Origin of the sequence: Candidatus Borkfalkia ceftriaxoniphila (assembly GCF_004134775.1) — a bacterium.
GTDB classification, from domain to species: Bacteria; Bacillota; Clostridia; order Christensenellales; family Borkfalkiaceae; genus Borkfalkia; species Borkfalkia ceftriaxoniphila.
This window is the reverse complement of sequence record NZ_SDOZ01000002.1, coordinates 1059803-1079066: the sequence shown is the minus strand read 5'-3', so window position 1 is coordinate 1079066 and position 19264 is coordinate 1059803. Positions and strand designations below refer to the sequence as shown.

The 19264-nt window shown below is 54.8% G+C and carries 14 protein-coding genes; 10 read left to right on the top strand and 4 right to left on the bottom strand.

Translation table 11 applies throughout. From position 1 onward, the window contains the following. Positions 1–6 precede the first annotated feature (6 nt). Genes speE through nspC form a run of 4 tightly spaced genes read left to right on the top strand, consistent with a single transcriptional unit; the run spans position 7 to position 4035 of the window. Entirely contained in the window at positions 7–867 is an 861-nt protein-coding gene (gene speE / locus ESZ91_RS05085; protein ID WP_129226258.1) for a polyamine aminopropyltransferase, read from the top strand. Next, the gene (speB, locus tag ESZ91_RS05080) at positions 848–1711 is read left to right on the top strand and encodes an agmatinase (protein WP_129224752.1); all 864 of its coding nucleotides are present in this window, start codon (positions 848–850) and stop codon (positions 1709–1711) included. Before speE ends, speB begins: the two co-directional genes overlap by 20 nt. Positions 1712–1714: 3 nt before the next feature. Further along, positions 1715–2917 (top strand): saccharopine dehydrogenase family protein, encoded by a 1203-nt coding sequence (locus tag ESZ91_RS05075; protein ID WP_129224750.1) that lies wholly within the window; start codon positions 1715–1717, stop codon positions 2915–2917. Beyond that, the gene (gene nspC / locus ESZ91_RS05070; RefSeq protein ID WP_129224748.1) at positions 2917–4035 is read left to right on the top strand and encodes a carboxynorspermidine decarboxylase; all 1119 of its coding nucleotides are present in this window, start codon (positions 2917–2919) and stop codon (positions 4033–4035) included. Before ESZ91_RS05075 ends, nspC begins: the two co-directional genes overlap by 1 nt. A gap of 16 nt (positions 4036–4051) precedes the next feature. Here the strand turns inward: nspC and ESZ91_RS05065 are convergent, their stop codons facing one another. After that, on the bottom strand, positions 4052–6253 hold the full coding sequence (locus ESZ91_RS05065) for an alpha-L-rhamnosidase-related protein (RefSeq protein ID WP_129224746.1): 2202 nt from the start codon (positions 6251–6253) through the stop codon (positions 4052–4054). A gap of 144 nt (positions 6254–6397) precedes the next feature. Here ESZ91_RS05065 and ESZ91_RS05060 point away from each other — a divergent pair, with 144 nt between their 5' ends. Then, positions 6398–11296 carry a hypothetical protein gene (locus ESZ91_RS05060; protein WP_129224744.1) on the top strand — a complete coding sequence of 1633 codons (4899 nt, stop codon included), beginning with the start codon at positions 6398–6400 and terminating at the stop codon, positions 11294–11296. Between the two features lie 46 nt (positions 11297–11342). Here the strand turns inward: ESZ91_RS05060 and ESZ91_RS05055 are convergent, their stop codons facing one another. Then, positions 11343–12887 carry a sodium:solute symporter family protein gene (locus ESZ91_RS05055; RefSeq protein WP_129224742.1) on the bottom strand — a complete coding sequence of 515 codons (1545 nt, stop codon included), beginning with the start codon at positions 12885–12887 and terminating at the stop codon, positions 11343–11345. 206 nt (positions 12888–13093) lie between these two features. Between ESZ91_RS05055 and ESZ91_RS05050 the strand changes: the two genes are divergently transcribed. Together ESZ91_RS05050 and ESZ91_RS05045 are read left to right on the top strand one after the other, a co-directional pair. Then, entirely contained in the window at positions 13094–13942 is an 849-nt protein-coding gene (locus ESZ91_RS05050) for an aldo/keto reductase (protein WP_129224740.1), read from the top strand. A 185-nt stretch (positions 13943–14127) separates the two neighbouring features. After that, complete coding sequence (locus ESZ91_RS05045; protein WP_129224738.1) at positions 14128–14415, top strand: hypothetical protein; 288 nt, start codon at positions 14128–14130, stop codon at positions 14413–14415. A 2-nt stretch (positions 14416–14417) separates the two neighbouring features. Here the strand turns inward: ESZ91_RS05045 and ybaK are convergent, their stop codons facing one another. Next, on the bottom strand, positions 14418–14885 hold the full coding sequence (gene ybaK, locus ESZ91_RS05040) for a Cys-tRNA(Pro) deacylase (RefSeq protein ID WP_129224736.1): 468 nt from the start codon (positions 14883–14885) through the stop codon (positions 14418–14420). A gap of 118 nt (positions 14886–15003) precedes the next feature. Between ybaK and ESZ91_RS05035 the strand changes: the two genes are divergently transcribed. From ESZ91_RS05035 to ESZ91_RS05025, 3 genes are all read left to right on the top strand, one after another. Beyond that, on the top strand, positions 15004–16368 hold the full coding sequence (locus ESZ91_RS05035) for an MATE family efflux transporter (protein WP_129224734.1): 1365 nt from the start codon (positions 15004–15006) through the stop codon (positions 16366–16368). An 82-nt stretch (positions 16369–16450) separates the two neighbouring features. After that, a complete protein-coding gene (locus ESZ91_RS05030; RefSeq protein WP_129224732.1) occupies positions 16451–17218 on the top strand; it encodes a helix-turn-helix domain-containing protein in 768 nt (255 codons plus the stop codon). A 67-nt stretch (positions 17219–17285) separates the two neighbouring features. Further along, complete coding sequence (locus ESZ91_RS05025; protein WP_161971060.1) at positions 17286–18707, top strand: GNAT family N-acetyltransferase; 1422 nt, start codon at positions 17286–17288, stop codon at positions 18705–18707. A gap of 32 nt (positions 18708–18739) precedes the next feature. Here ESZ91_RS05025 and ESZ91_RS05020 read toward each other — a convergent pair whose 3' ends face one another. Next, positions 18740–19255: a ferritin gene (locus ESZ91_RS05020; protein WP_129224728.1), complete on the bottom strand. Its 516-nt coding sequence runs from the start codon at positions 19253–19255 to the stop codon at positions 18740–18742. Between the last annotated feature and the right edge of the window lie 9 nt (positions 19256–19264).

Sequence of the window (19264 nt, the reverse complement as noted above, 5' to 3'; positions counted from 1 at the left end):
AAAAAAATGGACTTATGGTTCAGTGAAAAACATACGCCGAACGTAAAATTCAGTATCCGCGTGGACAGGCAGTTGTACAGCGGACAGAGCGATTTTCAACGCATCGACGTGTTCGAATCGCCCGAATTCGGCCGCATACTCGTTTTGGACGGATATCTCATGCTGACGGAAAAGGACGAGTTCATCTATCACGAAATGATCGTGCATACGCCCTTGGCGGTGCACCCGCACGTGAAAAACGTGCTCGTGATCGGCGCGGGCGACGGCGGCGCCGTGCGCGAACTGACGCGCTATCCCGAGATCGGGCGCATCGATCTTGCCGAGATCGACGGGCAGGTCATCGAAGTGTGCAAAAAGTTTTTGCCGCAGACTTCCTGTAAAATGGACGATCCGCGCGTACATATCTACGTGGAGGACGGGCTCAAATTCGTGCGGCGGCACGCCGACGAATACGACTTGATCATCGTCGATTCGACCGACCCGTTCGGCCCGGGCGAGGGGCTTTTCACCAAGGAATTTTACGGAAACTGCTATAAGGCGCTCAAAGAGGACGGCATCATGGTCAACCAGCACGAGAGCCCCTTTTACGAACAGGACGCGCTCGCCATGCAGCGCGCGCACAAGCGCATCATCGAATCTTTCCCCTTTTCGCGCATCTATCAGGCGCATATTCCCACTTATCCGTCGGGGCATTGGCTGTTCGGATTTTCCACGAAAAAATATCATCCGCTCAAAGATCTCGACGAGGCGCGCTGGAACGCGCGCGGCTTAAAATGCAGATACTACACCACCACTTTGCACCGCGGCGCATTTTATCTGCCCGCGTACGTTGAGGAGATGCTTGAAGATGTTGAAGAAAAACGTTGAAACTTTTTTAGGCTGCGACAGTGACTGGCGCGACGCGCGCGTCGTGCTGTTCGGCGCGCCCTTCGATTCTACGACTTCTTTCCGCCCCGGCGCGCGATTTGCGAGCGCCGCCATGCGCAAAGAGTCTTACGGGCTGGAAACGTACAGCCCCTATCAGGACAAAGACCTCGCCGACTGCAAAATTTTCGACAGCGGCGATCTCGAACTTTCGTTCGGCAGCCCCGCCGCCGCGCTTTCGGACGTCGATCGGCGGGCGAAACATATTTTAAAAGACGGTAAGATCCCCTTTCTCATCGGCGGAGAACACCTCGTCACACTCGGCGCGGTGCGCGCCGCGTCGGGCGCGTATCCCGATCTGCATATCGTGCACTTCGACGCGCACGCCGACCTTCGCGGCGAATATCTGGGCGCGAAACTTTCGCACGCGTGCGTCATGCGCCGCTGTCACGAACTTCTGGGCGACGGCAGAATTTTTCAGTTCGGTATCCGTTCGGGCGACAAGTCGGAATTTACCTGGGGCAAAGAACGCGTGCAGACGCGCCTGTTCGATTTCGAAGGGTTGGAACGGACATTGGACGCCCTCGCGGGTAAGCCCGTCTATTTCACCGTCGATCTGGACGTTCTCGATCCTTCCGTATTTCCCGGAACGGGCACGCCCGAACCGGGCGGCGTAAGTTTCGAAGAACTCAGAAAGGCCGTCACGCTCGTGTGTTCGAGCGCAAACGTAGTTGCGCTCGACGTGAACGAACTTTCTCCCCATTACGACGCGAGCGGCGCATCGACCGCCGTCGCTTGCAAGATCGTGCGGGAAATGCTGCTCGCAATTCAAAAACAGGAGGTATAGATCATGGGAAAAGCACTGATCATCGGCTGCGGCGGCGTCGCGTCCGTCGCCATTCACAAATGCTGCCAGAACAGCGAGGCGTTCGAAGAGATCTGCATCGCCAGCCGCACCCTTTCCAAATGCGACAAACTCAAAGCGGCGCTGGAAAACAAGACGAAAACGAAAATTTCCACCGCGCAGGTGGACGCGAACGACGTGGAAGCGCTCGTCGCGCTCATCGACGCGCAAAAACCCGACGTGGTTTTGAATCTCGCCCTGCCCTATCAGGATATCTCGATCATGGAAGCCTGTCTGCGGACGAAGACCCACTACGTGGATACCGCCAACTACGAGCCCGAGGATACCGCGAAATTCGAATACAAATGGCAGTGGGCGTACCGCGAGGCGTTTGAAAAGGCGGGCATTTGCGCCCTTTTAGGCAGCGGGTTCGACCCCGGGGTCACGGGCGTGTTTTCGGCGTACGCGCTCAAACACCACTTCGACGAGATCGAGTATATCGACATTCTCGACTGCAACGGCGGCGACCACGGCTATCCGTTCGCGACCAACTTCAATCCCGAGATCAATATCCGCGAGGTTTCCGCCAACGGCTCCTACTGGGAGAACGGACATTGGGTGGAAACAAAGCCCATGGAGATCAAGCGCGAATACGACTTTCAGGGCGTGGGCAAAAAGGATATGTACCTATTGCACCACGAAGAGTTGGAATCTCTGGCGCTCAATATCCCGGGCATCAAACGCATCCGCTTTTTCATGACCTTCGGGCAGAGTTATCTCAACCATCTCAAATGTCTGGAAGACGTGGGCATGACCTCGATCGAACCCATTGAATTCGAGGGACAAAAAATCGTGCCCCTGCAATTTTTGAAGGCGGTGCTGCCCGATCCCGCCTCTTTGGGCCCGCGCACGGTCGGAAAGACGAATATCGGCTGCATTTTCCGCGGCAAAAAGGACGGAAAGGACAAGACCTATTATCTGTATAATATCTGCGACCACCAGGAATGCTACCGCGAGGTAGGCTCGCAGGCGATCTCTTATACGACGGGCGTGCCCGCGATGATCGGCGCCATGCTGGTGATGCAGGGCGTATGGAACAAGGCGGGCGTGCACAATATCGAGGAATTCGACCCCGATCCCTTTATGGACGCGCTCAACCGCTGGGGACTCCCCTGGCAAGAAGATTTCGATCCCGTATTGGTAGACTGATGGAATTGAAAACGCCATATTTTCTGATCGACGAAGCGGCGCTCGAAAAAAATCTGCGCATTTTGAAATCCGTATCCGACGCGTCGGGCGCGAAAATTCTATTGGCGCAAAAGGCGTATTCGTGCTTTGCGACGTATCCGCTCATAGCAAAGTATCTCGACGGCACGGCGGCGAGCGGGCTGTATGAAGCGCGGCTCGGCAAAGAACATTTCGGTAAACAGACGCACGTGTTTTCCCCCGCGTTCCGCGAAGAGGAAACCGAAGAACTCGCAAAGTATTGCGACCACGTTATCTTCAATTCGCCCGCGCAGGCAAAAAAATTCGCGCCCTTTTTCAGGGCGCGGAATATCAGTTGCGGGCTACGCGTCAATCCCGAACGTTCCACGCAGCAAGGACACGCGCAGTACGACCCGTGCGCGCCCTGTTCAAGGCTGGGCACGACGATTTTAGAATTCGACGAGAGCGTTCTGCCCCTTCTGGACGGGCTGCATATGCACACGCTGTGCGAACAGAACAGCGACGCGCTCGAAGAAACGGTCGAGGCTCTCGAAGAAAAGTTCGGGAAATACCTTTCGCGCCTTCGCTGGCTCAACCTCGGCGGGGGGCACCATATCACGCGCGGCGATTACGATATCCCGCGGCTCTTATCCCTGCTCGTGCGCCTGCGCGAGCGATACGGTCTGCAAATCTATCTCGAACCGGGCGAGGCTGTGGTCTTAAACGCGGGCACGCTCGTATCGCGCGTTCTGGATATCGTACAAAACGGCATGGATATCGCGATTTTAGACGCTTCCGCCACCTGCCATATGCCCGACGTTCTGGAAATGCCCTACCGCCCGCCCGTACGAAACGGCGGCGCGCCGCACGAAAAGAAATACACCTACCGCCTTGCGGGTCCGACTTGCCTTGCGGGCGATATCATCGGGGATTACTCCTTTGACGCGCCGCTTTGTTGTGGCGACGAGATCGTCTTCGAGGACATGGCGCTGTACACCATGGTCAAGACGAACACGTTCAACGGCATGCCCCTGCCCGCCATCGCGCTGAAAAAAGAGGACGGTTCTATCCGCGTATTAAAAACTTTTTCCTATGAAAATTTCAAAACCCGCCTTTCATAAGGCGGGTTTTTTATTATTAAAACATTTTGCTTTCGCCCGCTTTTACAGTGCAGGGTACGCCGTTTTTATACACGGTGATATCCACGTCGGGCGTGTATTCCGCGAAATCTTCGCCGAACCGCACTTCTACCGTGCCGCCGCCCGCGACGGGCAGTTTGCCCGTGCCCTCTACCCCGCGCGCGGGGAGTTTGCAGTATTCGAAGGCGCGCGGCGCGAGATCTTCACGCGGCATCAGCCCCAGACAGTAGCGCGACAACTGCCAGGTGGGACAGCCCGACCACTGATGGCAGTGCGACCAGCGTCCGTCGAACACTTCCAGCCAGGTGTTGTCCTGCGCGGCGAGCCAACCCCAGCACGTCTTATACTGCGATATGACAAAATCGCCCTCGCCCGCCTGCCACAATATGGGGAAAGCGAAATGCGAAAAGTACGGTGTGATGAGCCGCGGGTTGTTCTTGTCGGGCGCGCCGAGACGGGGCGCGCTCATATCGTTGGGGAAACAGGACAGATAATGGCGCTTGACGTACGCGACGCAGTCCTTTGCCTCCTGCCCCTCGAAAAACCCTTCGCCCAATGCCAGAACGGCGCGGTGCATACCGATTTTTTCCCATTCGCCCGCATTTTTCACAAGATACGCGGCAATGACGGCGCGCACACGGCCGAGAAACTCTTCCGCAAAGGCTTTTTCTTTCGTATCGCCCATCCATTCGCACCAATCGACATACGCCCTGAGCGCGTTATGAAGGTGCAGATTGACGCCCATGTCGCTCTCGCCCTCGTTCGTGACGTACCCCCAGTCGACGAACGCCCAGTGTACGTCTCGCGAACAGCCCGCGTTCGTGAAGTTCTCCGCAAAGTAGCGCATATTGCGCTTTGCCGCGTCAAACGCCCAGGTAAAATACTCTCTGTCGCCCGTCATGCGGAAAAATTTCAAGGACGCGCGCACCCATTGCAGGGCGTAGGTGGAAAGATAGCCGACGCCGCCCGGACACAGCCCCGCGACGCAGCCGTCTTCCGCGGCGCACTGCGCCGCCTGCACCAGACCGCGGCGGATCATGCGCATATCGCCGAACGCGGCGTTGCAGATCTCGATGCCCGCGCCGATGACGTCGCCCGTCCATTCGCCGCGTTCGCGGGTGGGATTGTCCACGAGCGCGTCCTCCGAGCACGAACGGAAAGTTTCGGCGCCGATGCGCCAGATCTTATCGAGAAGTTCGTCGCCGCTCTCGAACGCGCCGCACGGCGCGCCGAAATAGGTGCGCTCCAAAAAATTCACAGAGCGCACGCGTATCTTGTCCGCATCGCCCAAAATATGAATCTCCGCATACCGACCGCCGCGCGGCGTCAGGTTTCCGAAAGAGTTTTTCCCCTCCGCAAGGCGGTAGCGGTCGAGATTGCACGAATCCCCCGCCGAAAGGGTGATGAGCGGCGATACGCGGCCGTTTTGCAAAGTTTCGGCATACGCGATCTCGAAGAGCGTGCCCGCGGGCGCGTCGATCTCGGCCGTAAAGCGGAACAGGCGCACTTTGCCCAGGTCGTAGCGCAGCCAGATCCCCTCTTGGGGATACGTTTCGTCGTTTAAGTAACGAAGGTAAAATCGCGCGGGCACATCGTCGTTTTCATACCCGAAATTTTCCGCAAGAACGCCCTCCCCTATTTTCAGCGCGTCTACCGCGCGCGGACGGATATGTCCGAGCCGCGCTTTTGAAAGCGCGCCGATTTCGGGCGTGACGGGCACCGCCTCTTCCCACGCGGAATCGTCGAAACCGGGACTTTCGAAAAAAGGGACCGCGCTAAGGTCGCAGTCCTCCGACCAGCCCAGCTGGGGATTGATCCTGCGAAAATGCGGCGCGTAAGCAAGTTCCCGCGTGCGGAAAGAAAGCGGGATCTCCTTTCCCGCCCCGTCAAGGAGCTGCGCGCCGAAAAAGGGCGGCATTTCGGCGAGAAGGCGCGTGGAAACGTGTTCGTCGTGCACGCGCGCGGCAAGCACGTGTTCGCCCGCGCCGAGAGAAATTTTCAATTCCTCGTATTCGGGATACGCCGCGGGAAAACGGCAAGGGCCTTCGGTGATGAATTCGCCGTCGATCCGCACGGAAAACCAGGAAGCCCCGAACACGCGGAGCGTGTATCCGCCCGCAGACTCGGCGCAAAATTTCGCGCGGAAGCCCGCATAACAACCGATGTTCGCGCGCGCAGCGCGCGTCCAATAAAATTTCATCGCTTCCTCCAGAATGGATTGTTTTTTCTATTATATCATAATCTGCCGAAATTGCACCTGTTTCGCCGTACGTTTTGCAAAACTCGTCTTGACTTTGTTAAGTATTTGTTTTATAATGAACCTATTGAAAAAATGGAGGGAATCATGCGAATCAAAAAAAAATTGGCTTTGCCCCTGTTGGCGGCGCTGGCGTTTCTGGCGTTGTTTCTGTTGACAGGATGCGTAAGCCGAATGTTCGTCGTCACGCTCGCGGGCGGCGAAAACGCGGGTTTTCAGGCGCGGACGGAATACGTCGCGGAAAATTCGGAATTCACGCTGCCGTCTATGGACGAGCCGTGGGAAGGACACGTATTTACAGGGTGGAAAAATGATGCGGCCGTGTACGCTGCGGGAGATAAGGTAAAAGTAACTTCCGACATGACCTTTACCGCCGTATGGGAAGATGAAGCGGCTATGTACACCATTACATTTATATACGGCCTGAACGGCGAAAAATCGGAGGTGTTCACCTTAAAAGAGGGAACCATGCCGACCGCGCCCGATATCCCCGATGAAATCTCCCCGGACAATTCTGTTAACAGAATTGCGGGCTGGAAGCCCGCAATCGTAACGGTTTCAGCCGACGCGACCTATACGGCTCTCTATGAAAAAGCCGAGATCACGGCTACATTTATGGACGGAGATGCCGTTTTAAAGGAACAAACGCTGAAATCGGGCGAAACGCCCACGCCGCCCGAGGTAAAAGACAAAGATTTCGCGCCTTCGCACACGATGGTCTTTAAGGGTTGGGATAAAGAAGTCGGCGCCATCGTCGGCGACACGGTCTATCGCGCCGTGTTTGAAAAGCGCATAACGACCTACGAAATATCCTTCGTTTACGGGTCCGAAGGCGAACATACGCAGAGAGCGACGCTCGATTACGGCGCAACGCCGACCGCGCCGACTGTGGAGGACGAAGACTTCGCCCCCTCGCACACCATGGTCTTTACGGGCTGGGATCGAGAAATTTCCGCCGTTTCGGCTGACGCGCTTTATACCGCGCAGTACGAAAAGCGCATGACGAGTTATCTGATCACCTTCGTGTACGGAATCGACGGCGAATACAGCGAAGAATTCACCCTCGAATACGGGCAGACGCCCGAGCCGCCCGCAGTTCCCGACGTGATCATGAGCAAAACGCTCGTCAACGTCTTCGACGGCTGGGATACGGCTGTCGTGCCCGTCGGCGGAACGGCGGTCTATACGGCTAAGTACCTGGAAACCGCGCGGGAATATACCCTGCGCTTTGCAGACAGCGCGTACGTTGATTTCTACGACGAGGCGGGCGCAAACCGCATCTCTTCTCTGACGGGTACGTACGGGCAGGAAATGCGCTTTACCGTACAAAAGAAAGCGGGCGCGTATATCCTGGATATGAATATTTTGCTCGGCGAACATGCGCTGACCGCCGAAAGCGGCGTGTATTCGGCGGCTTTGACCGCGGACGGTCTGATCGTGCGCGAACAGGGCGCGCGCTGGGTACGCTTCGACGTGGACGTTTCCTCCAAAAACGCTACGTATCTGCCCTTCGAAACACAGAACTTGAATTACGGAACGGTGTTGAAAGTTTACGCCAAGGGCAACGCGTGGTATGAGGACGACGCGCCCCTTCTCACCTACGGCGGCGAGGCGATCGCTTCCGACGGCAAAGAAACAAAAGATGGCGCGCAATATTTTACATACGGCGTCTTTATCGATAAGAACGCCCCCATAAAAATCGAAGGCGTGCTCGACGTCGTGCCCGTCACCTACGTCGATATTTTCGGGGAAGAACATATCGTTGACTGGACCATCGAAAATTACACCGTGGGAAGCAACGAACAGTTCGATCCTATGGGAAATTACGACTACGAAGGCAAATATCTTTACTGCGGCTATAAATATGATTCGAGTTGGTCTTACAGTATCTTCGCCTATACGGCGAGCGCCGACTTGTCGGCACGCATCTTGGACGAAGACGCTTATTCCGCTTATATCGGTGAACAGGTAAATACAATATTACTGCCGCAAAAGGGAGCGGAAAACCTCTATTATATCGTATATTACGAAGACGTGAAAACTTTTCAAGCGGGCTTTACCCTTCCCTACGATGCAACGGAAGTGCAATATCTGAAAGACGACGAAACGGCATGGAATACTTTAACTTATGTGAAAGAAGGGGATCAAAACATTGCGCCTTATTATGAAATTTCCTCCTCGTTCGCATCGGGTACGGTATTGTATTTGCGCTTTACGATGCCCGCGGGCAAAGAACTGCCCGCTCTGTATCACACGGCGACGGACGGACAGATTATAGCGCAAGAGTACGCTCTCGCAGGCGGGACGGTGCTCTGCTATCGCATCGAGGTCAGGGACGCGGACGCTTTTTATGCGGCGAAGTTCGAAAACACGCACACCGTTTCCTTCAACGTGGACGAACGGTTCGGCGAACAGTTCAGCGTATATAACCTCAAAGGCAACCGCCCGAACTATGACGGCGTGACCGTGCAGCACAACGGCGTTTATTCTTTTAAAATATCCTATAATAAGGATAAATCTACGATTTTACAAAATATTACCGTCAACGGTGAAGTTTTTACCTTCAAGGACGGCTTTGCTCCCATCAAAATCACGGGAAATGCTGAATACAAAGTGGATTCTTACATAAAATGGGGCTCTTATTACGCTGATTTTTACCTTACCAATATTACAAGCGATCTTGTGATCGAAATCAACTGCGAAAAGCAGCCCGCTTCGGAGATGGCTTTTACCATTTCCGACGATTATCAGATCTATGTAGACGGGAGCCTGTTAAAGGGAGAGGTAGGCAGCATTGCGACCGCCCCCGTATCGTACGACAGTACCGTTGAATTCCGCATCGTCAAAGAAGGTTACCAGTTCGCCGTGAACGGCCGTTTCATTTATTATTATTTACTGGACGGAAAGTCGACCGAAAAAGCGGTGTACGGCGGCTCGTTGACCGAACAAAACACGGTATTTACTTATGTATTCAGCAGTTTTGGCTTTATAACTCCGTTCGATACGAGCAAGCCTACCTACGTTGAATCCGAAATCGTACCCTTCCGCGTGAATGCCGAACACGACCTGTCCCGCAGCGAAGCGACCGAGGCGAACGGCGTATATTTCAGCGGTAGCGCTCCGACCTGGGCGAATAACGACGGCGCGTTCACGTTCACCGTCACCGTTCCCTACGGCAAGGTGCCGAAACTTTACATTCAATATTCCGATGCCCTATCCGACGGATTCCTGCCCTACGAATACGAACTCGTCAGGGAAGAAGGCGCGAACAACGTCTACACCTTTACCGTTTCGCCGATCCCCTGCGATATTTTATGGTATATCGGGCTGGAAGCGGATATATTCGACATCACTTTTGTGTACGGCGAAACGCAGACGACGCTGCAGTTGCCTTACGGCGCCGACCTTGCTAAGATCGACGAGATCCCCAAAGAATTCGAGGGCATCAAGGACGGAGTGCCCGGATTCTTCCGCATTTTGGGTTGGAGTTCGACGGAAGGAGGCCTGGAAGATACGCTCTTGGCGGAGAAAAACGGAACGCTGTGGGCGGTCACCGAATTTACTGCCGCGGCGGCGGTCTTCGAGGGCGTATATTATCTCGACCTGAACGACGCGTTCGCCGCGCTGAACGAAAACAGCAAAGGGACGCTGGATCTCGTGTACTCGAAAACCAACGCGCCCGCATTGCAGGCAGGTACTTACAACTTGCCTGCGGGCGTGACGATGCGCCTGCCATACGCGGCGGGCGCGTACGGCCGCACGCTTGCCGAAACGACGGACGATCCCTCGCTGTTCTACGCCGACGCTTCGCGCGGTACGGTGGCGTTGATCCTCGGAGAGGGCGTGACGCTCAACGTATACGGCACTCTCTCCGTGGGCGGCATCGTGGGCTATAAACAATCGGCGCGGCCCTATCAGGGGCAGACTTCGGCGGACTACGCGATCTTACGGTTGGACGGCGCGCTCAACGTGCAGTCGGGCGGCGTGCTCGACGTGAACGGGTATATCGTCGGCGGCGGCAAAACGGACGTTTTGGCGGGCGGCGCGAGCAAACTCCCCTTTATCGTCAAGGATTACAAGGGCGGTACCAATTCGCAAAACGTATATAACGCGGGGTTCGTCCCCTTGAACATCTACGAAATGCCGAATATTCAGACGAATTATACCATCCGCTACGGCGCCAACGAATACGCTTACGCGATGCTGGTCGCTATGGGCGGATATAATGTGGCGGAAGTATGCGCCATCGGCGCGGAAGGCATGATCCGCCCCGCGATCGGCGGCTACGTCGAGAAAAAGACGACGCGCATTGAAAATCCCCGCTATGCCGAGGCGACGAAAAAGTACGAGCCGCCTTTCGAATTCCGCACGACGCTCGACTTATACGGTGGCGCGACGGACGGAACGCTCACGCTCATGTCCATCATCTCTACCGAAGGCATGCTGATGGCGATCCCCTATACCTACTCCGCCATCACCTTGCACGACGGCGATTACGCCATATACAATATGTTCAAAATCATGCCCGGCGCGAAACTCATCGTGGACCAGGGCGCGCAGTTGACCGTGAAAAACGAGAAAGCGGGCGAAAAAGAATATCTTGCAGGCTTGATCGTCTACGAAGATACGTTCGTTGAAGATCACGGCAGTTGTACGACGTTCGTAAACAGCAAACAACTCTGGTACCCCTCGCAGCCCAACGGCAAAAAAGAGGGCGGCGCGCTCATCGTGAACGGAACGCTTATTCTGGAAGGACGGTTCGGCGGCGAGATCTGCGCGTCGGCGGCAGACGCGCAGATCAAAGTGAAATCTTTGCAGGCGCACCTCACGTTTTCCTCGCAGGAAGCCATTTACCCCAACGACGAACTCGTGATCACCTATGAGCAGAATTCGTGTGCGTCGGTCAACGGCGGTTCGATCTTGTTGGAGTACGGAAAAATTTATCGTTCGTATCAAAAAGAAGACGGCTCTTTCGGCTGGAAATAAAAAAACCGCCCCGCGGCGTGTGCCGCGGGGCGGTTTTCTATTATGATTAAGATTGAGAAGTCTTTTCTTCGCGCTTTTTCGCGGCGGCAAAGGCGGTTTCCACCATTTCGGGCGAAGGGCTTTTCGTAAAGCGGCTCACGAGCGGCGTCACCAAAATGCTGTACGCGATTGTGATCACGCCGATGGCGGGCGGAAACAGGATCGCGGCGGTCGCAGGCACGGTTTTGGAAACGATATACAGTACGAGCGTGATGACGATCGTGCCGAGCATGGACGCGTATACGGCGGTTTTGCTCGCCTTTTTATCGTACAGCCCGTAAATGTACGGCCCGATGAAACAGCCCGCCAGAACGCCCCAGGAAAGGGACATCAGATTGACGATCGTCGTCGCCTTGCCCGTAACTTCCTGCACGTGGTCGTTGTAGATCGCGATAAACGCGGAAATAGCGATGACCACGACGCCGATGATCTTCAAACAGTAATTGATGAATTTATCGGACGCGTCCTTTTTGATATACCCCTTCACGATATCGATGGACGCGGCGGAAGAAATGGAGAGCGTCAGCCCGCTGAGCGTGGACATGCTCGCCGAGAGCACTAAAATGGTGATCAGCCCCAAAAGACCCGCGGGAAGCGTTTCTGCCAAAAGCATGGGAATGCGCTGATCTGCGGGAATGGTTGCGGCAGTATCGCCGAATACGAGAACGACGGTACAGCCGACAAGGTACGCGCCCACGCCGATAACCAGCGCAAACACGGTGGATACCCAGGTCGCCTTTTTGATCGCCGCCTCGTTTTTCACCGTATGGAATTTATGTACGATCTGCGGCAGCCCCCAACTTCCGAGCGAGGTCAGAAGGACGAGCATGACGAGTTGCCAGATACCCGTTCCCGTCATGGCGAGCCCCATTTCTTCGCGCTTGTCGCCGATGGCGGCGATGCCTTCGAGGAATCCGCCCACTTTTTCGTAATTGAACACGTAAAAGATCATGACCACGACGCCCACGAACATGATGATGCCCTGGATAAAATCCGAAACGGCGGTGGCGAAATATCCCCCGAAAAAGAGGTAGACCGCCGTCAGAAACGCCATGACCAACACCACCCAGATAAAGTCGATGCCGAACACGCTTTTAAAGAGGTAGCCGAGCCCCGTGTACACGCTGGCGGAATAGGGCAGCAGAAACACCACAACGATCAGCCCCGCCAACAATTTCAAATGGCGGCTCTGATAACGCGCCTCGAAAAATTCGGGCATGGTCTTCGTGCCGAGATGCACGGTCATGTTTTTCGTTCTTCTCGCCAGCACGATCCATGCGACCGCCGCGCCGATCACGGCGTTGCCGACGCCGATCCACAGCGAAGAAAAACCGAACGTATATCCCTGTTCGCCCGCATAGCCGATAAAGATGACCGCGGAAAAATACGTCGTGCCGTAGGCGAACGCGGTCAGCCAGCCGCCCATATTGCGGTTGCCGAGCAGCGTGTCCCCCACCGTTTTGCTCCGCTTGCGCGTGAAAAACGCCACGAGCAGCATTCCCACGATGTACAAGACGAGTATCGACGCCTTGATAAACATATCCCAATCCATAAAGCACCTCTCAAAATCGTGTCATTATCTTATCACACTATCGCGCTTTATGCAATCGTTTTTTGCATAATATTCAAATAAATGTCAATTATTCAATAATTATGCGGATATTCAATTATTTTTGTATAATTATCAATCGCATTTTTTTCGGTGATTCCTTTGCCCTTTGCGGCGGCGTGGTATAATATAACAAAAGGAGGAAAACCATGAATTCTTTACAGGAATCGTTTATACTGCATAACGGCATAAAAATACCGTGCGTGGGATTCGGAACGTATCTGAGCGCGGCGGGCGGCGAAACGGAGCGCGCCGTCGCGGAAGCGCTGAAAGTCGGATATCGGCATATCGACACGGCGGCGTTTTACAAAAACGAGAGCGACGTCGGAAACGCGGTGAAAAAGAGCGGCATCGCGCGCGAGGAAATTTTCGTGACTACGAAATGCTGGAACGCCGACCGAGGCTATGAAAACGCGAAAGCGGCTTGCGAAAAAAGCCTTCTCACGCTGGGGCTTTCGTATATAGACCTGTATCTCATTCATTGGCCCGCGAACGAAAAACAGTTCGGGGAACGCGCCGAAGAGATCAACGCGGAAACATGGCGCGCGTTCGAGGAATTATGCGCCGAAGGAAAAATCCGCGCAGCGGGCGTGAGCAACTTTTTGCCGCATCACCTCGAAATGCTGAAAAAGACGGCGAAATTCATGCCCGCCGTCGATCAGATCGAAGCGCGGCCGGGGTTCTGGCAGGAAGAAACGCTCGATTACTGCCGCGCTCATTCCATTCTCGTCGAGGCGTGGAGCCCTTTGGGACGGGGCGCGTCGCTCGCCCTTCCCGCGATCGGAACGCTCGCCGAGAAGTACGGCAAAAGTCCCGCGCAGATCATTCTGCGCCGTATGTTGCAAAGGGGCATCCTTCCCCTCCCCAAATCGGTGACGCCTGCGCGCATCGCCGAAAACGCCGACCTCTTCGATTTTACCCTTTCCGACGCGGACTGCGCCGCGATCGACGCTCTCCGCGCGCCCGCGGGCAAAAACCCCGACGAAATCGATTTTTAAAAAAATCCCGCTTTTCTTTGGAAAGGCGGGATTTTTTTAATCATAATTATGATTTGATAAGTTTTTTAACACATTATGTGATAAAATACAACAGATATATTTTTCTCAACGCGATTCGCGTACTTTCGAACTTTTGCTTTTTTTAGTGTTATAATGTAAATAATATTCGTATGAAAGGAGCTATCATGGAAGGAAATGCAATCTGCAAAAACTGCAAACATTTTATTCAATATTATACGCTTTTGGGCGTGCGGCTGCATGAGAGCGGCAGAGGGCATTGCGGGCAAAAAAGATCGAAAGCGGTGTGGAGCGATACAAAAAATGCCTGCGAGAAATTTGATTTGCGCGACGAACAAGCGTGGTGCGGGGAAAAGTTGGAACGGGTGCTCGGTTTTGCAAAAGATACGTGCGCGCGCATGAATTGTATGATAACCATGCTCGAATTTTTATTAAAAGAAAAGCAAGGCAAATAGTTTTATTCGGCTGTCAGATCCGCGAATACTGCGCCGACGGCGGTAAGAAGGTCGGCGGGAGAAAGGCGCATTTGCCTGCCCACCTTGCCCGCGCTCACATACATTTGCGGCAACGTCCGGGCGCTTTCGTGCACAAAGGTGCGGAAGCGCTTTTTCATGCCCACGGGCGAACAGCCGCCGTGCACGTAGCCCGTGAGCGGTTCGAGTTCCTTTTGTCGGATCATGGAAACCGACTTGACGCCCGCCGCCCGCGCCGCCTTTTTTAAATCGAGCACGGCGCATACGGGCACTGCGAACACGAGGTGTTCGCCCTTGTCGGAAACGGTGACGAGCGTTTTGAAAACTTCTTCGGGCGGCTCGTTCAAAATCGCCGCGACCGCCTCGCCGTCGGTGATCGACGCGTCGTACTCGCGCGCGGCATAGGGTATTTTGTTTTTGTCGAGAATACGCATCGCGTTGGTTTTTTCCATGATGATCGCCCCTTTTTCTTTTGCACTATTTTACCGCAGAATTTCTCTGTTGTCAACCGCGTTTTCGGTTGACTTTTCCACGTACGGGAATTACAATAGGCGTTGGCAGAGAGGGTATATGAAAGCATTGGATCTGGGTAACAAAAACGTATTTTCCACCGTCGTAAAACTGGCGGTGCCCGCCATGGCGGCACAGTTTATCAACGTTTTATATTCCGTTGTGGACAGAATGTTCGTGGGCAATATCGAAACGATCGGAGATACCGCGCTGGCGGGAGTGGGCGTCTGCGCGCCCGTCGCAACGCTTATATCCTCCTTCGCATTCTGGGTCGGATTGGGCGGCGCGCCCATGTTCGCCATGGCTCTGGGAAGAAAGCGCGAGGACGAATCACGAAAGATCCTCTCCAACGCCCTTCTGGCGCTCGTCGCGCTCGCGGTTTTCGTTTCCGCGGCGACGACGGTCTTTATCCGCCCCCTCCTCATGACGTTCGGCGCGAGCGAAAATACCTACGTATACGCGCGCGAATATCTTCTCATCTACGCGGCCGGCGCGATCTTTTCCATCACCGCGGTAGGGCTGAATCAGTTTATTATCGCGCAGGGCTATGCGGGCGTAGGCATGATGACGACGATCATCGGCGCGGTGGCAAACGTGGCGCTCGATCCCCTGTTTATTTTCGCATTCCGCATGAACGTGGCGGGCGCGGCGCTCGCGACCGTTTTGTCGCAGTTTCTTTCATTCCTGTTCGTCATCGTATTCCTTCGCAAAAAGAATACCAAAGTGCGCCTGACGGCGGGCGGATATTCGATCAAAACCATCGTAAAGACGCTGAAAATGGGCATTTCGCCCTTTCTCATCATGGCGACGGACAGCGCGATCATCATCGTATTCAACGCGGTCTTACAGCGCTACGGCGGCGCGTCGGGCGATATGTGGATCACCGCGTCTACCGTCGTGGTGGCGTTTTCCTCGCTCGTTTTAAATCCCCTGATGGGAATTTCCACGGGTACGCAGCCCGTTCTCAGTTATAACTACGGCGCGAAAAACATACCGCTTATCAAGCGGGCGGAAAAGTGCATACTGGGAATGTGTCTTGCGTTCACCGCGCTCATGTTCGCGCTCTCCTTTGCGGGCGCGGCGCCTTTCGCGAAGTTGTTCACATCCAATCCTCAAATCGTGGAAAACAGCGTGTGGGGCATCCGCATATACATGATCGGCGTTATCCCCCTTTCCTTTCAGTACGCGTTCGTGGACGGCTTTACGGGTCTGGGACAGCCGCAGTATGCCATCGTGCTCTCCATGCTGCGGAAAATGGTCTTTTATCTCGTATCTCTTCTCGTGCTGCCCGCCTTTTTGGGCGTGGAGGCGGCTTTCTACGCGCAGCCCATCGCAGACGTGGCGGGCTCGCTCGCGAGCACTGTCGCTTTCGCCGTGTTTTTCCCGAAAGTTTTGCGCAAAAGACAAAACGCAACCATTGGTTGACAGATTGCAAAGCGGAGAATATTGCATGCTTTCCCGGTTCCGTGGTATAATGAGCGCAGAATAATACGAAAAGAGGTAAGACATGACGCTCGGACAGAGATTGTATCGGTTGCGCAAGGACAAAAATCTATCGCAGGAAGAACTGGCGGACCGCCTCGGCGTTTCGCGGCAGTCGGTTTCCAAATGGGAGACGGACGCGAGTTATCCCGAACCCGAAAAACTGGTGGCGATCGCCGCCTTCTATCACGTGAGCGTCGATTTTTTGCTGCGCGGAGAGGATGCAGAACCCGATAGAGAGCCGCGGCACGGATATCCGTTTTGCCGCCGCCGCTTTCATTACGAATATAAGAGCAAGCGTACCTTTCTGGGATTGCCGCTCGTGCACGTAAACGTCGGCCCCGGACTGTGCCGCGCCAAGGGCGTCATCGCCGTCGGCAACGTGGCGACGGGACTCATATCGGTGGGATTCGTCGCCGCAGGACTTTTGTCGTTCGGCGTTCTCGCCGTCGGGATCTTGGCGCTCGCGTGCCTGTCCTTCGGCATCTTCGCGCTGGGCGCGATCGCCGCGGGCGGGGTGGCGGTCGGAGCCGTTGCCGTGGGGCTGTTCGCCGTGGGCGGCGTGGCGGTCGGGCTTTTTTCCATCGGCGGGTGCGCGATCGCGCAATACATCGCCTACGGCGGATACGCGCAGGGAATGTTCGCCATCGGCGACGTCACTGCGGGGCAATACTTCTGGCACGTGGACGAATGGCCTGATTTTATCGCCCTGCGCGGGGAAATTTACGAGACGATCGTGCGGGTGATGCCCGATATCCCGCGCTTCATCCTGCATATTTTTTCTCTGACGTAGCCCGAAAGGTTTGAAAATCATGCGGAATGTGCTATAATTATGGAAAAAACTGAAATTCGGAATGATTATGAAATTTAAAAAACTGACGCGCAAGAGGATCAAAGATCTTCTGCCCTTTTTAAAAGCGCAGAATCTGCATCTTGCCAACTTTTCGGCGGGATTCCTGTTCATGTGGAATAAATATATTTCCCCCGAATACGCAATCTACGGAGATACGCTCATCCTCAAAGAGCGGTACGTGAACAACGTATACTTCCACTACCCCTTATGCCTGAGCGGCGACGAATACTGCGAACGGCAGGCGATCTCCGAACTGGAAAAATACTGCCGCGAAAATAAGATCCGCATCCACTACACGAACGTGCCCAAGTCGCGGCTCGCCTCCCTCGTGATCCGCTACGGCAGCGACGTACACGTCGCCAACCAGCGGCGCTGGCGCGACTATCTGTATTACGCCAGCGATTTCAAGACCTACGCGGGCGGCAATTACAGCGGACAGCGCAACCACGTCAATAAATTCAAAAAGAGTTTTCCCGACTACGAGTTTCACGTATGCGAACAGAGCGACGCGTGCGGGGTTCTGGCGTTTTTCGAGGAATACGAGAGTTATCAACTCGCCAAAGGCGAGTTTTCCGCGACCGAGGAAATGAAGGCGGCGAAAGAAATTTTGCCTTATCTCAAAGACTTGGGGCTGTTGTGCGGATATCTCACCGTGGGCGGCAAGATCGTGGCGGCTTCCATCGGCGAGCGTTGCGGCGACATGCTCATCATCCATATCGAAAAGGCGCTGCGCGACTATCCGGGGGCGTACCCGACCGTGGCGCAACTGTTCGCCCAGACGTTCGCGGACGAAAACGTGCACTATATCAACCGCGAGGACGATTCGGGAGATCTGGGGCTTCGGAAATCCAAACTCAATTATCTGCCCGTGGAGATCGTGGACAAATATAATCTCGCCATCAGGCGGAGCATCGACGCCCTTTCCAAACTGCCCGAGATCGAAAGCGAACGCGTGATTTTGGCGCCCGTTCCGAACGGCGACGCCGCACAGTACGCGCGGCTCGCGCGGGATACCGAACTCAATCGGTTTTGGGGTTACGACTGGCGCGACGACGCGAAGGGAAAGGACGTTTCCGACGCATGGTTTTTAAATTCCGCGCGCAAGGATTTTAAGAAAAAGGAAGAAATGCCGCTCGGCATTTACCTGGACGGCAAACTCGCGGGCGAAGTGATCCTCTTCAATTTCGGATTTTTAAGCGAGGCGGAGATCGGGATCCGGCTCTTGCCCGAATATCGCGGCCGGGGACTTGCAAAAGAGAGTCTTTCAGCCTATATGCGCTACGGGTTTTCTAAACTGGGGCTGGAAAAGATCGAGGCGAAATGCTATAAAGAAAACGTCGCCTCCGAAAAGGCGCTTTTATCCGCAGGCATGCGGCGCATCGGCGAGGACGATACCTTTTATTATTTTTATAAAACGGCGGCTATGTAAAAAAAGAGCGGAAAGTTTCTTCCGCTCTTTTTTTATTGCGCGGGAATGACCGCAGGCACGTAGACGCGCGCCGCGAGTTCCTGATTCAAAAGATACAGGCCCTTCGCGTCACCGCCGAAAAGGCTCATCTTGCGGATCAAATCTTCGGCGGTTTTCTCCTCTTCGCCCTGTTCTTTCACAAACCAGTCGAGAAACTGCACGGTCTTGTAATCTTTGAGCGCGAGCGCCTGTTCGTAAACGGCGCATATGTGCGCGGTTACGAACCGTTCGTGCGCAAGCCCCTCGTTTAACGGCTGCGCGAAATCTTTATATTCGCCTTTCGGCCGCTCCACCGCTTCAAACACGACGCGCACGCCGCTGTCGATGAGGTATCTGCGCATCAAAAGCGCGTGGTCGCGCTCTTCCTGCGCCTGCACTTCGTACCAATGGGCGAATCCTGCCAACGCCTCGTCCTCGTAATAATTGGCAAAATCCAGATACAGATAAGCGGAAAACAATTCCCTCGTGATCTGTTCGTTGAGCATCTTCGCAATTTTTTCGTTTAACATTTTTGTCTC